12 protein-coding genes and 1 tRNA gene are annotated in these 13,529 nt (G+C 51.4%); 1 reads left to right on the top strand and 12 read right to left on the bottom strand.

Annotated features, from left to right (window positions below; translation table 11 throughout):
* Positions 1–130: 130 nt before the first annotated feature.
* From pheT to Hfont_RS11155, 10 genes are all read right to left on the bottom strand, one after another.
* Positions 131–2,560 (bottom strand): phenylalanine--tRNA ligase subunit beta, encoded by a 2,430-nt coding sequence (gene pheT, locus Hfont_RS11200; protein WP_112992507.1) that lies wholly within the window; start codon positions 2,558–2,560, stop codon positions 131–133.
* A gap of 78 nt (positions 2,561–2,638) precedes the next feature.
* Positions 2,639–3,655 carry a phenylalanine--tRNA ligase subunit alpha gene (pheS, locus tag Hfont_RS11195; RefSeq protein ID WP_112992506.1) on the bottom strand — a complete coding sequence of 339 codons (1,017 nt, stop codon included), beginning with the start codon at positions 3,653–3,655 and terminating at the stop codon, positions 2,639–2,641.
* 130 nt (positions 3,656–3,785) lie between these two features.
* Positions 3,786–4,145: a 50S ribosomal protein L20 gene (rplT, locus tag Hfont_RS11190; protein ID WP_112992505.1), complete on the bottom strand. Its 360-nt coding sequence runs from the start codon at positions 4,143–4,145 to the stop codon at positions 3,786–3,788.
* A 26-nt stretch (positions 4,146–4,171) separates the two neighbouring features.
* Positions 4,172–4,369: a 50S ribosomal protein L35 gene (gene rpmI / locus Hfont_RS11185; RefSeq protein ID WP_041296459.1), complete on the bottom strand. Its 198-nt coding sequence runs from the start codon at positions 4,367–4,369 to the stop codon at positions 4,172–4,174.
* Between the two features lie 163 nt (positions 4,370–4,532).
* On the bottom strand, positions 4,533–5,054 hold the full coding sequence (infC, locus tag Hfont_RS11180; protein WP_112992504.1) for a translation initiation factor IF-3: 522 nt from the start codon (positions 5,052–5,054) through the stop codon (positions 4,533–4,535).
* A 60-nt stretch (positions 5,055–5,114) separates the two neighbouring features.
* Complete coding sequence (gene thrS / locus Hfont_RS11175) at positions 5,115–7,022, bottom strand: threonine--tRNA ligase (RefSeq protein WP_112992503.1); 1,908 nt, start codon at positions 7,020–7,022, stop codon at positions 5,115–5,117.
* Between the two features lie 220 nt (positions 7,023–7,242).
* A tRNA-Val gene (locus tag Hfont_RS11170) sits at positions 7,243–7,319 on the bottom strand.
* Between the two features lie 121 nt (positions 7,320–7,440).
* Complete coding sequence (locus tag Hfont_RS11165) at positions 7,441–9,726, bottom strand: RelA/SpoT family protein (protein ID WP_112992502.1); 2,286 nt, start codon at positions 9,724–9,726, stop codon at positions 7,441–7,443.
* Positions 9,727–9,733: 7 nt separating this feature from the next.
* Positions 9,734–10,084: a RidA family protein gene (locus tag Hfont_RS11160; protein WP_112992501.1), complete on the bottom strand. Its 351-nt coding sequence runs from the start codon at positions 10,082–10,084 to the stop codon at positions 9,734–9,736.
* 62 nt (positions 10,085–10,146) lie between these two features.
* Complete coding sequence (locus tag Hfont_RS11155) at positions 10,147–11,013, bottom strand: alpha/beta fold hydrolase (protein WP_112992500.1); 867 nt, start codon at positions 11,011–11,013, stop codon at positions 10,147–10,149.
* Positions 11,014–11,123: 110 nt separating this feature from the next.
* Between Hfont_RS11155 and Hfont_RS11150 the strand changes: the two genes are divergently transcribed.
* Complete coding sequence (locus Hfont_RS11150; protein ID WP_112992499.1) at positions 11,124–11,918, top strand: 3-hydroxybutyrate dehydrogenase; 795 nt, start codon at positions 11,124–11,126, stop codon at positions 11,916–11,918.
* A gap of 86 nt (positions 11,919–12,004) precedes the next feature.
* Here the strand turns inward: Hfont_RS11150 and Hfont_RS11145 are convergent, their stop codons facing one another.
* The gene (locus tag Hfont_RS11145; protein ID WP_112992498.1) at positions 12,005–12,658 is read right to left on the bottom strand and encodes a CoA transferase subunit B; all 654 of its coding nucleotides are present in this window, start codon (positions 12,656–12,658) and stop codon (positions 12,005–12,007) included.
* Positions 12,659–12,731: 73 nt separating this feature from the next.
* Positions 12,732–13,430, bottom strand: a complete 699-nt coding sequence (locus tag Hfont_RS11140) for a CoA transferase subunit A (RefSeq protein ID WP_112992497.1) — start codon at positions 13,428–13,430, stop codon at positions 12,732–12,734.
* Between the last annotated feature and the right edge of the window lie 99 nt (positions 13,431–13,529).

Here is a 13,529-nt window from a genome sequence, read left to right as displayed (position 1 = left end):
AGGTCGGCTGCCAACACGGATTGGAGCTCAGCGGAATTCACATCATTCATATTCGGTATATTCACTGCTGCGTATTAGCCTTCGTATCAGCTTTGTTCTCAATTGAGTCTTGGCTCAGGGATATAGCTGCTTATGCACGTAATTTGGCGCCGTGTTTTGTAGCGGCTGCAGCTACAAATGCAGCCATGGCGGCGTCGACCAAATCATCTTGCAGGGTAGCTTGAGTATCTTGCAAGGTGAAGCGGAAAGCAAGGCTTTTTTCGTCAGCTTCCAATCCCTTGCCGCGATATTCATCAAATAAAACAACCACTTGCAGAATATTGCAGATAGCATTTTCATGCTTTTCAGCAACAAAAGCATCAATTAAAGCTTGCGTTGGTACTGTCTGTTTTACTACCAAAGCGAGATCGCGTGTTACCGCAGGGAATTTCGAAATTTCCTTGTAAGCAGGCACATCAACTTGCTGCAAAGCACTTGCATCAACTTCAAATAAAACCGGTGCCAATGGCAAATCGTACTTTTGCTGCCAACGCGGATGCAACTCACCAATAAAGCCGACGACTTTGCCGTCAAGCAAAATATTGGCCGAACGGCCAGGATGCAAAGCAGGATGTTCAACTTTGGTAAAAGTAACTGCCTTCGGCGCAAACAAGGATTCCAGATCGGCTTTGACATCGAAGTAATCGACGTTGCGCGAGTCTAGGCCCCACTGTTCTTCGGTAATAGGGCCATACGCAATCGCAGCAACGCGTTTAGGCTGGTCGTAACCGGCAACCGACAATGGACCATCCTGCTCGATGTTATTGCGCAAATAAACCGCGCCGATTTCAAACAGGCGAATACGACTGACCTTGCGGTTCAGGTTGTAGCGCACATTCGCGATCAGATTGCCGATTATCGATGAGCGCATCACGCTCATCTGGCTGGCAATCGGATTCAGCAATTTGATTGGATTTGCATTGCCGGCGAAATCGGCTTCCCATGCTTGCTCAACGAAACTGAAATTGACGACTTCCTGATAATCGGAGTCAGCCAATTGGCGACGTATCGTGAACAGTGAACGTGTGTTCTCAAGCGGAATACGCATCGCATTCGCTGCGACTGGTGGCAAGGCTGGAATATTCTCAAAGCCGTAGACACGTGCGATTTCTTCGATCAGATCTTCTTCGATTTCGATATCGAAACGATAGGACGGTGGCGTTACCGAGAACACGCCTTCTTTTTGCGTAAATGGCAAAGCCAGACGCGTAAAGATGTCGGCGATCTGTGCATCGGTCAAGGCCACGCCAATGACCTTGACTGCGCGCGCGGTGCGCACACTGACAGGATCGCGTTTCGGCAGATTGACGATATGGTCGTCGATCGGGCCAACGGCTGTTTTATCTTTTCGACCGCAGATCTCGACGATCAATGCAGTAATGCGTTCGATGTGTTCAACCGTGGTTGCAAAGTCGACGCCGCGTTCAAAGCGATGTGCGGCATCGGTAGAGAAATTAAAGCGACGTGCACGGCCCTGGATTGCATTTGGATACCAGAATGCGGCTTCCAGATAAATGTCTTGCGTATCGAGCGATACTGCAGTTGCGTCGCCACCCATGATGCCGGCCAGTGATTCGATTTGCTGGTCGTCAGCGATCACGCCTATCCACTCGTCGACGGCAACCGTGTTGCCGTTCAAGAGCTTCAGCGATTCGTCTTTTTTACCCCAACGTACAGTCAAGCCGCCGTGGATCTTATCCAGATCGAACACGTGCGTTGGACGACCCAGCTCGAGCATGACGTAATTAGAGATATCGACCAATGCAGATATTGGCCGTTGGCCGCTACGTTCCAGACGTTGTTTCATCCAGTCCGGCGTATTCGCTTTTGCATTCAAGCCGCGAATGATACGTCCGGAAAAACGACCGCATAAATCCGGCGCGGAAACAGTCACTGGCAATACATCTTTGATCGTCGCGGCAACTGTTTGGTACGTCGGTGCTTTCAATGGTGTACCAGTCAATGCCGATACTTCACGCGCAACGCCAAGAACCGACAGGCAATCGGCCTTGTTCGGTGTCAGCTTGATCGTGAATTTCAAATCATTGAGTTGATAGTAATCACGGAAATTCTGACCGATAGGCGCATCCGATGGCAGGTCCATCAAGCCACCCTGCTCGTCCGACAATTTCAATTCTTTTGCCGAACACAACATGCCTTGCGATTCCACGCCGCGCAATTCGCCGACCTTGATTTCGAAAGGTTTGCCGTCTTCGCCCGGAGGCAATATCGCACCAGCCAATGCACAAACGACTTTCATACCGGCGCGTACATTAGGCGCACCGCAAACGATGTTCAACAAGGTTCCGGTGCCGGCATCAACCTTGCAGACGTTCAAGCGATCAGCGTTCGGATGTTTGGCGATCTCACGTACTTCGGCGACGACAACATTGGAGAATGGAGGCGCGACTGGTTCGACTTCTTCGACTTCCAGACCAGACATCGTCAACATGTGCGCCAATTCGTCCGACGTCATGTTCGGATCGACCATCGTACGGAGCCAGCTTTCGGAAAATTGCATGATTTAAAAACCTTTTGCCACAGACACCACAAAGAAATCAGAGCACGCGCTTGTTCAGCATGCCCTGCCTTGTTACTGCTAGTTGAATTGTTTCAGGAAACGCAAATCGCCTTCGTAGAACAGGCGCAGATCGTTGATGCCGTAACGCAGCATCGTCAGACGTTCGAGGCCGGAGCCAAACGCAAAGCCGATGAATTGCTCAGGATCAAATTCCATATTGCGCATCACGTTTGGATGCACCTGGCCGGCACCGGATACTTCCAGCCAGCGGCCTTTTAACGGACCACTGCCGAAGGCAATATCGATCTCGGCCGATGGTTCGGTGAACGGGAAATACGATGGGCGGAAGCGCACTTGCAGATCGTCGGTTTCGAAGAACGCTTTGACGAAATTCAGATACACGCCCTTCAAGTCGGCGAAGCTGATGTTCTCGTCTATCCACAAACCTTCGACCTGATGGAACATAGGCGAATGGGTTGCATCGCTATCGACGCGATATGTACGGCCAGGTGCGATCACGCGAATCGGTGGTTTGTTCATGCGTGCATAGCGCACTTGCATCGGACTGGTATGCGTACGCAGCAGTAAGGGTTTACCTTGCGTATCGTTGCCTTCGATGTAAAAGGTATCCTGCATCGAACGCGCCGGATGGTTTTCCGGGCTGTTCAATGCGGTGAAATTGGTCCAGTCGTTTTCGATCTCGGGGCCGTCTGCCACGTCGAAACCGATTGAACCGAAAATTTCTTCCACGCGCTGCCAGGTACGCATGACAGGGTGAATGCCGCCAGTGCCGCGACCACGTCCCGGCAAGGTGATATCGATGGCTTCCGCATTCAGGCGGGATTCCATCTGTGCATTGGACAAGGCATCGCGACGTGCTGTCAGCGCAGCTTCGATCTTTTCTTTTGCAGAATTGATGACAGCGCCCTGTGTCTTGCGCTCATCCGGCGCAAGCTTGCCCAGGCTCTTCATCTGTTCAGTGATCTGTCCCGTTTTACCGAGATACTTCGCTTTCGCGTTTTCCAGCGCGGCGGCATCATCTGCGGCGGCGAAATCGGTCTGGGCTTGCGTTACAAGTTGTTCTAGGGGATTCATGCGGTTTGTTTTCGTCCTTAGCAAGGAAGCCGAAAAGGCCGTGCAAAAATAAAAACGGGACATAGGTATGAACCCTGCCCCGCTCTCGGATATTGCTGCACCGTCCGAAGACAGTGCATACGATCACAACTTAAGCAGCGATGGTTGTTTTCACCTGATTCACGATAGCCGCGAATGCTGGTTTGTCCATCACAGCCATATCAGCCAAGACTTTACGGTCCAGCTCGATAGATGCGCGTTTCAGACCGTTCATGAACACGCTGTATGTAAGGCCATGTTCACGCGATGCTGCATTGATACGGGTGATCCACAGTGCGCGGAAAACACGTTTCTTGTTACGACGATCGCGGTATGCATATTGACCAGCGCGCATAACTGCTTGCTTGGCAATACGGTAGACCTTGCTGCGACGACCACGATAGCCTTTGGCTTTATCGAGGATCTTTTTATGACGGGCCCGTGCTGTGACCCCACGTTTTACTCTAGGCATGATTGCTCCTGATTAATTGAGTGAGGTTAAGCGTTCGGCATCATTGCGCGTACGGAATTCATGTTGGTGTCATGAACACCCACAGCTCCACGCAATTGACGTTTATTTTTTGTGGTTTTCTTGGTCAGAATATGACGTTTGAAAGCTTGACCGCGCTTGACGGTTCCACCTGGACGTACACGAAAGCGCTTTTTGGCGCTGCTTTTCGTTTTCATTTTAGGCATGACACTATCTGTCCTTAGGGGACAGCTCCATTTTTAACATGATTGCAGGTGGCAGCAATTTCGCTACACTTGGATGCCTACTCTCACTTGTTATGCAGTGGAATCGAGTCCACTGCTATTTTGTTCAAGTCGTTCGTTGCCGAACGACTCGTACGAAATTCTATTACTTCTTCTTCTTCGGCGACAGAACCATGATCATCTGACGGCCTTCCATCTTTGGAAACTGCTCAACTTGGCCGTATGGTTCCAAATCGGCCTTCAAGCGTTCCAACATGCGGAAACCGATGTCCTGGTGCGCCATTTCACGACCGCGAAAACGCAGCGTGATTTTGGTTTTATCACCATCGTCCAGGAATTTGATCAAATTGCGCAGCTTGATGTTGTAATCGCCATCATCGGTGCCAGGGCGGAATTTGACTTCCTTGACCAAAACAATTTTCTGTTTCAGTTTGGCTTCGTGCGCCTTCTTCTGTTCCTGGTATTTAAACTTGCCGTAGTCCATCAGGCGTGCGACTGGCGGTTGCGCAGTTGGCGCAATCTCTACCAGATCGACATTAGCTTCTTCCGCCATGCGGAAGGCATCTGCCAGACTAACGATACCAAGTGCCTCGTTTTCGACACCACTCAAACGCAGCTCAGGCGCTGTAATTTCACCGTTGATCCGATGCGACTTATCAGTAGCTATTGCAATTTCCTTTTAAAATCAAATAATTAAGCCGTGCTCTTGCGCTATGGGTTTGATCCCTCAGGCTTTGGCTTCAACCTCATTATTGAGGCGCTCCACCAATAAATCGATAGGCATGACACCCAGATCGACATTGCCCCGCGCTCGCACGGCCACTGTACCTGCGTCCCGTTCTTTATCACCAATAACGATGATGTACGGCAGCTTCTGAACGGAATGCTCGCGTATTTTATAGGTTATTTTCTCATTACGCAAATCAACATGTACTCTAAACCCTTGTTTCTTCAGGTTTTGTGCAACAGCTTGCGCGTAATCGGCTTGTGCGTCGGAGATGTTCAGCACTGCGATTTGGACCGGGGCCAGCCATAAAGGCAAGGCGCCAGCGTGATTTTCGATCAGCATACCGATAAAGCGCTCGAAGGAACCCAGGATCGCACGGTGCAACATGACCGGGATCTTCTTGGTATTGTCTTCAGCGACATATTCCGCACCCAGACGCGCCGGCATCGAAAAATCGACCTGAATCGTGCCGCATTGCCACATACGGCCAATCGCATCCTTCAATGTGTATTCGATCTTAGGACCATAGAACGCACCCTCGCCCGGCGAAATCTCGTAGGTGCAGCCCGAACGATCCAGCGACGCAATCAGCGCTGCCTCGGCTTTATCCCAAGCATCATCGGTGCCCACGCGTTTTTCAGGACGCGTTGCCACTTTATAAACAACATCAGTAAAACCGAAATTGAGATAAACCTTTTGCAACAATGCAGTAAAGGCAACGCACTCATCCAGAATCTGGTCTTCGGTACAGAAGATATGGCCATCATCCTGCGTAAAGCCGCGCACACGCATCATGCCGTGTAGCGAACCGGACGGCTCATTGCGATGGCATTGGCCGAATTCGCCATAGCGCAATGGCAGCTCGCGATACGAACGCAAATCCGACGCGAAAATCTGCACGTGACCCGGGCAATTCATAGGCTTCAACGCATACGAGCGGTTTTCCGACTCGGTCGTGAACATGTTTTCTTTGTAGTTTTCCCAGTGGCCGGATTTCTCCCACAGGCTGCGATCGAGAATCTGCGGCGCCTTGACTTCCTGGTAACCATTGTCTTGATAGACGCGGCGCATGTATTGCTCGACTTGCTGCCAGACTGTCCACCCTTTTGGATGCCAGAAAATCAAGCCTGGCGCCTCTTCTTGAAAATGGAATAGATCCAGCGCGCGACCCAGCTTGCGGTGATCGCGCTTCTCGGCCTCTTCCAGCATGTTCAGATAAGCGTCCTGCTCTTCCTTCTTCGCCCATGCAGTGCCGTAGATACGCTGCAGCATTTCATTCTTGGAGTCACCACGCCAGTACGCGCCGGCCAATTTCATCAGCTTGAATACTTTCAGCTTGCCAGTCGATGGTACGTGTGGCCCGCGGCACAAATCGGTAAATTTTCCTTCGCTATACAGCGAGACAGCCTGATCCGCTGGGATCGACGCGATGATTTCTGCCTTGTAGGCTTCACCGATTGATTTGAAGTACTCAACCGCTTCGTCGCGCGGCAAAACTTTACGGGTAACCGGCTCGTCTTTTTTCGCCAGCTCGGTCATTTTCTTTTCGATCGCCAGCAAATCTTCTGGTGTGAACGGACGCTTGTACGAAAAATCGTAATAGAAGCCGTTGTCGATGACCGGACCAATCGTCACTTGCGCATCAGGAAACAGCTCCTTGACCGCGTATGCCAGCAAATGCGCGGTCGAGTGACGGATCACATCCAGGCCATCCGCATCCTTGTCGGTAATGATGGCCAGATCGCTGTCTTGCTCGATCAGATACGAAGTATCGACCACATTGCCGTTGACCTTGCCGGCGAGTGCCGCCTTGGCAAGACCGGTACCGATATTGGCCGCGACTTGCGCTACGGTGACAGGGGAATCGAATTCGCGTTGCGAACCATCGGGAAGGCGGACTGTAATCATTTGGCTCTCCGTTTCAGCGGGGGCTTGCATGCTGACACTAGATTAATTGAACAACAAAAAATGCGGACGAAAAAAAAGCGCGGGCTAGCCGCGCTTTTTCAAATGGTAATGACGAAAAAGAACCCGACTTAGCGTCGCTCGGAAACCAGTGTGGTTGTCGTTCGCGGTGTCATAACCGGGTTTGCCTTTCTCGCTCTTACAGGTTTTACCAATTTTTCGTTGGTAGGCACGATTGGACTCGAACCAACGACCCCTACCATGTCAAGGTAGTGCTCTAACCAGCTGAGCTACGCGCCTAAAGAAGCGAAATTATAGCGGAAAATTATCTTCTTAGCTAGCCCCTAAATGAAGTTGTTTTAAAAATCATTCGGAACCGCGATTTTGCATATCCATTTGCGATAAAAATTCCAGACGCCTATCAATGACGCTTGGCTTCCAGTACGCCATTGACTTCGCGTATCACCGTTAACGCCTTCTGCAATTGCGCGGTTGAACCGATCTCCGCAGTAAATGCCATGCGCGCCTGTCCTTTTACACTTTGCGTGCTGACACCAATGACATTGATTTTTTCGCGCAAAAAGATATCCGAGATATCGCGCAACAAGCCCTGCCTGTCGCCCGCCAGCACGAAAATATCCACAGGATAAACAGTCGACGATTCCGGACCGCCCCACGCTGTTTGAATCACACGCTCGGGCGCCTTGCGCCGCATCTCGGAAAAATTCCGGCAACCGGCGCGATGTATCGACACACCTTTGCCGCGCGTCACAAAACCGACGATAGGATCTGGCGGCGCCGGTTTGCAGCATTTTGCGAGTTGCGTCATCAGACCGTCGGTGCCCACCACCAACACGCCAGACTTGGCGCCCTGCACCACGCTCGATGCGCGGCTCTTGCGTGGAATAACAACGTCTTCCAGCTCGGCCTGCTTGGCGGCACTCGCCTCGTCCGCATGCAAAGCCTGTTCGACGGTGCGCAGGCTGAACTCATCCTTGCCTACTGCGAGGAATAAATCATCGAGTTTGGTGAAACCCAACTTGTGCGCAAGTTCCTCCAGATTGACTGCTGTCTTGCCTTCGCGCTGCAAGGTTTTTTCAATCAAGCCGCGACCGGTGGAAAGCGTTTCCTGCTGGTCAATTGCATTGAACCATGCACGCACCTTGGCACGTGTACGCGAACTCGCTGCATAACCCGGCGCAAGCCAGTCGCGCGACGGACCTACCGTACCTGTAACAGTACTGACGCCTTTGGCAGTAATGATGTCTACGGTTTGACCGTTTTTCAAAACGGTATTCAGAGGTACCAGAGTGCCATCCACGCGTGCACCGCGGCAACGGTGCCCGACGTCGCTGTGCAAGTGATATGCAAAATCGATCGGCGTCGCACCATTCGGCAACTCGATCACGCGCGCTTGTGGCGTCAACACATAGATACGATCGTCCAGGGTGGCGGACTTGAGTTTTTCTACCCAGTCACGATGCACATCTTCCTGTCCAACGACGGTGTCAACGACTTCGCTTTTCCACGCCAGCAACTGACGTAGCCATGCGATTTTTTCATCGTATTTTTGACCGGAAAAATTCGACCCGCCCGCTTCCTTGTAGCGCCAGTGCGCAGCAACGCCGTACTCGGCGAAGTCATGCATATCGTTGGTACGCACCTGCACTTCCAGAGGCCGGCCGTCTTCTGCGATAACGATGGTATGCAGCGATTGATAACCGTTGGCTTTGGGGCGTGAAATGTAATCATCGAACTCTGACGGTATCGGCGTCCAGATGTTGTGCACGATACCGAGCACCGTGTAGCAGGTTTTGACATCATCGACGATGACCCTGAATGCACGCACATCATACAAATCGGAGAACTCAATTTCCTTGCCGCGCAACTTGCTCCAGATACTGAAGATATGTTTTGGGCGGCCGAATACTTCTGCCTTGATACCGGCAGCTGCCATTTCCGATTGCAGACGCTTGATCGAATTCTCGACGAAGGCTTCGCGCTCTACGCGTTTTTCTTCCAGTAATGACGCGATGCGTTTATAGGCTTCCGGCTGCAGGAAACGGAAAGACAAATCTTCCAGTTCCCATTTCAGTTGCCAGACACCGAGTCGATTCGCCAGTGGCGCGTAGAGATCAAATGTCTCGCGCGCATATTGCTTAGAGCGTTCGTTCTGTAATTTGTTATCGGCAAAATATCGCAAGGTCGTGACGCGCGTACCGAGACGAACCAATACCACGCGCATATCGGTCGCCATTGCCAGCAACATCTTGCGCACAACTTCCAGTTGCGACGCCGCTTCCTGCGCAGCATTTTTCCCGCGAGCGGCTTCGTGCTGCACAAAAGTTACTTCATGCAAGCGCATCAACTGACGCACACCGGCAACCAGGTCGTCGACTTCCTTGCCGAAAAGCTCTTGTATCTTGTCGGCCGCAGCCGGATTGATGGTTGCCAGTTCAAATAGCAAGGCGGCAATACGCGTATCAGCATCTGTTTCCAGTTGTGACAGAACCGTTGCGACGCCTTGCGCAAACTCGAAAGCATCCTGTTCGCTCTCAAAGGCATCTTGTCCGGCAGAAACCGTTTTGCCGGTATAAAACGGTTTGACGAATGCAAGCGCATCCATCACGCGGGCACTGTCGTGTTCTGTCAAACCGGAGCGAAGAAGCTCTTGTGTGTCACTTTGTGACGATGCTACGGAAACCATGTTGAACCTAGGAAGATGCTGCAACCACAATTATTTCAATCAAGCGCTTCGAATCCGGAAAGATCGCTCCGACGGTTGCCCGCGGCGGCGTATGCCCTTCTGGTACCCATTCATTCCACGCTGCATTCATGCCGTCGAAATCATTAACGTCGGCAATAAAAATCTGACACGACAGAATGCGGGTTTTATCGCTGCCGGATTCTGCCAACAGACGATCAATATGGCCCAACACTTCGCGTGTCTGACCCTGAATATTTTGCGTCGTGTCTTCCGCAATTTGTCCAGCCAAGTATACCGTGCCGTTATGGATAGCTACTTCCGACAGCGTATCCCCTATATGCAAGCGTGTGATGTTCATGATGTTCTAATTTTATTAAATATTCGAATACACATTGGGTATCAATGCGCGTTCAACAAGAGTCAAGCGAGAAAGAAATCTTTCGCGATCGCGATCTGCGTTTCGCTGAGGAAAGTCGGCGCATGGCCAACACCTGCAATTTCCACCACTTTCGCCTTCGGCCCGCGCTGCGACATCGCCGTAGCGGTTTCCCGCGACAGCAAATCCGAGTCCGCGCCGCGTACTACCAGCGTAGGACAGCGAATCGCATCATAAGCCGCCCACAAACGCTGCTCATCCAGTTGCGCGCTCTGCGAAGTCGCTGCCTTGAATGGCAAAGCCAGCCCCGGGTCATACACAAAAGTCCATTTCCCTTCTGCATTCTGACGCATCACATCGGATGCCAACTTGCGCCATTGCTCATCGCTATGCGTACCGAACGACAGCGAGATTGCACGCACGTACTGCCATGCTTCATCGAAAGTGCCAAACTGCACTTTCTGTCCAACATATTCGCCTATGCGCGCCAATGCTTCTGCATCAATTGAAGGGCCTATATCGTTGAGTAGCAATTTGTGTACCGGATTGCCGGGCAACGATGCCAATCCCATGCCGATCACGCCACCCATAGACGTGCCAAACCAGTTCACGGATACAACATCCAGGCGTGCAATCAGCGTCACCATATCGCTGACATATTGCGGCACCTGATAAAACTGCGGATCGCGCAAGTGATCCGACCGTCCGCGCCCCACTACGTCCGGACAGATCACGCGATAATCGTTCGCCAGCGCTTTCGCTAACGCATCGAAATCATCCGATACACGCGTCAGACCATGCACGCACACCAAGACATTGGGATTAGCTGCATCGCCCCATTCCTTGTACGCCATCTGGTGCAGGCCAACGGGAGAAAGACATTGCACGGTTTTGATTTGAGCTTGTGTCATAGTGATCGCATCTAGGGTATGCCGCATTTTACGGGTGTTAAGCTATGGATGTTACCCGTAAAATCTTGTCAAAGATCACAGCAGCTGGACTTCAGACTGAAAGGCGCATCATGCAAAACACTTCCCTTCAAGGTAAAACGGCCTTGGTCACCGGTTCCACATCCGGTATCGGCCTGGGTATTGCACGTGCATTGGCGCAACAAGGCGCGCATATCGTGTTGAATGGTTTTGGCGATACAGCTGAAATCAAGGCCTTGCAGACTACAATCGAAAAAGACTTCAATGTCAAAACGATTTATCACAATGCCGATATGTCCAAGCCAGAGGAAATCGTCGCCATGATGCAAGCCACCAGCGACAAATTCGGCGGCGTCGATATCCTCGTCAACAACGCCGGCATCCAGCATGTAGCGAACATTGAAGATTTCCCTGTCGAAAAATGGGATGCAATCATCGCGATCAATCTCACTTCCGCATTCCACACAACACGCCTAGCGTTGCCAGCGATGAAACAGAAAAACTGGGGTCGCATCATCAACATTGCATCCGCCCATGGTTTGGTCGGATCTGCGCAAAAATCAGCGTATGTCGCCGCCAAGCATGGCATCGTCGGCTTCACCAAAGTGACAGCGCTGGAAACTGCGCAAACCGGAGTGACCTGCAATGCAATCTGCCCGGGCTGGGTGCTGACGCCGCTGGTACAAAAACAGGTCGATGCACGCGCAGCCAATGAAGGCATATCCAATGACGATGCCAAGAAAGGTTTGCTGGCCGAAAAACAACCATCGGGAGAATTTGTCACGCCGGAACAACTAGGCACGTTGGCAGTATTTTTGTGCAGCGAAGGCGCGAGTCAGGTCCGTGGTGTCGCGTGGAGTATGGATGGAGGATGGACTGCACAATAAATATTCAAGAACTCGTACCGTTTAAAAATTTTAACCGGCACTCTTCAAGAATTTTCAGCCGCAATCTGCTTTGATTTTTCCTGCGATTAATGCAGCGCGCTGATATCCAGCGGCGCACCGGTATTCGCAATTACTTCTTCTTTCGTCACACCAGTCGCCAACTCGACTAAACGCAATCCATTCGGAGTGATATCGATCACTCCCAGATCCGTGATGATGCGATCAACCACGCTTACACCGGTCAGTGGCAAATTACATGAAGATAAAATTTTGTGCGAGATAGAACCGTCTTTGCCGCGCGCGACATGCTCCATCAACACGACGATACGTTTAACGCCCGCCACAAGATCCATTGCACCGCCCATGCCTTTAATCATCTTGCCCGGAATCATCCAGTTGGCAAGATCGCCCTTTTCCGACACTTGCATTGCACCCAGCAAAGCAATGTCGATTTTGCCGCCGCGTATCATGCCGAATGAATCTGCAGAATTGAAATACGATGAGCCAGGTAATGAGGTCACGGTCTGCTTGCCGGCATTGATCAAATCCGGATCAACTTCATCGTTGGTTGGAAACGGACCTATGCCCAGCAAACCATTTTCCGACTGCAGCCAGACATGAATATCTGCGGGGACAAAATTTGCCACCAGCGTAGGCAAGCCTATCCCCAGATTGACGTACGCGCCATCATGTAATTCCTTCGCTGCACGTGCTGCCATTTCATCTCGTGTCCAGGCCATCTCGCTCTCCACCTATGCTTCAATTATTTTTGAATTCAGATTTGTACTGATCACTGCTCAACAAACACGCACATCAACTTGCTCGTAGTGTGCGCTGTTCTATGCGTTTTTCAGGATGTGCGTTTAGCACAATGCGATGAATGAAGATGCCGGGTGTGTGTACATGATCAGGATCGATTTCGCCTATCTCTACCAGCTCCTCCACTTCAACCACTGTGATTTTTCCCGACATCGCTGCGTTCGGGTTGAAGTTACGTGCGGTGTGTCGATACACCAGATTGCCGGCCTTGTCAGCCTTGTACGCTTTGACAATCGCGACGTCGGCAATCAATGCACGCTCCATCACATATTGCTCGCCATCAAATTCGCGTATGTCTTTGCCCTCTGCGACTATCGTACCTACACCTGTTTTGGTAAAAAATGCGGGTATGCCAGAACCGCCAGCGCGCAGCTTTTCTGCCAGTGTGCCTTGCGGCGTAAATTCGACTTCCAGTTCGCCTGCCAGATATTGCCGTTCAAACTCTTTATTTTCGCCGACGTAGGACGCAATCATTTTCTTGATCTGCCGCGTCATCAGCAGCTGGCCCAAACCAGCATCGTCGATGCCGGCATTATTGGAAATTGCCGTCAGGTTTTTGACGCCGGAATCGCGTAGTGCAGCAATCAGTGCTTCCGGGATGCCGCACAGGCCAAAACCGCCAACGGCAATGGTTTGCCCATCCTGGACGATATCGGCCAGCGCCGTTGCTGCATCGGGATAAACTTTATTCATAGTTACCCTTCTTTGTGTAGAGTAAACCGGGTGAAAGCAAGCGAAGTGTATCTGTCAGCATAAGGCGATGCGGATATCGTCACAATACCGTAGAACTAC

The organism is Herminiimonas fonticola, from assembly GCF_003293745.1.
In the GTDB taxonomy this organism is placed as follows: Bacteria; Pseudomonadota; Gammaproteobacteria; order Burkholderiales; family Burkholderiaceae_D; genus Oxalicibacterium; species Oxalicibacterium fonticola.
This window is presented reverse-complemented; position numbering and strand designations above follow the sequence as displayed.

Bases quoted from the DNA above. Each gene is read 5' to 3' on its own strand.
- pheS (WP_112992506.1), bottom strand. From the start codon at position 3,655: ATGAATCCCCTAGAACAACTTGTAACGCAAGCCCAGACCGATTTCGCC.
- Hfont_RS11160 (WP_112992501.1), bottom strand. From the start codon at position 10,084: ATGAACATCACACGCTTGCATATAGGGGATACGCTGTCGGAAGTAGCT.
- Hfont_RS11165 (WP_112992502.1), bottom strand. From the start codon at position 9,726: ATGGTTTCCGTAGCATCGTCACAAAGTGACACACAAGAGCTTCTTCGC.
- Hfont_RS11150 (WP_112992499.1), top strand. From the start codon at position 11,124: ATGCAAAACACTTCCCTTCAAGGTAAAACGGCCTTGGTCACCGGTTCC.
- Hfont_RS11140 (WP_112992497.1), bottom strand. From the start codon at position 13,430: ATGAATAAAGTTTATCCCGATGCAGCAACGGCGCTGGCCGATATCGTC.
- rplT (WP_112992505.1), bottom strand. From the start codon at position 4,145: ATGCCTAGAGTAAAACGTGGGGTCACAGCACGGGCCCGTCATAAAAAG.
- Hfont_RS11145 (WP_112992498.1), bottom strand. From the start codon at position 12,658: ATGGCCTGGACACGAGATGAAATGGCAGCACGTGCAGCGAAGGAATTA.
- rpmI (WP_041296459.1), bottom strand. From the start codon at position 4,369: ATGCCTAAAATGAAAACGAAAAGCAGCGCCAAAAAGCGCTTTCGTGTA.
- pheT (WP_112992507.1), bottom strand. From the start codon at position 2,560: ATGCAATTTTCCGAAAGCTGGCTCCGTACGATGGTCGATCCGAACATG.
- thrS (WP_112992503.1), bottom strand. From the start codon at position 7,022: ATGATTACAGTCCGCCTTCCCGATGGTTCGCAACGCGAATTCGATTCC.
- Hfont_RS11155 (WP_112992500.1), bottom strand. From the start codon at position 11,013: ATGACACAAGCTCAAATCAAAACCGTGCAATGTCTTTCTCCCGTTGGC.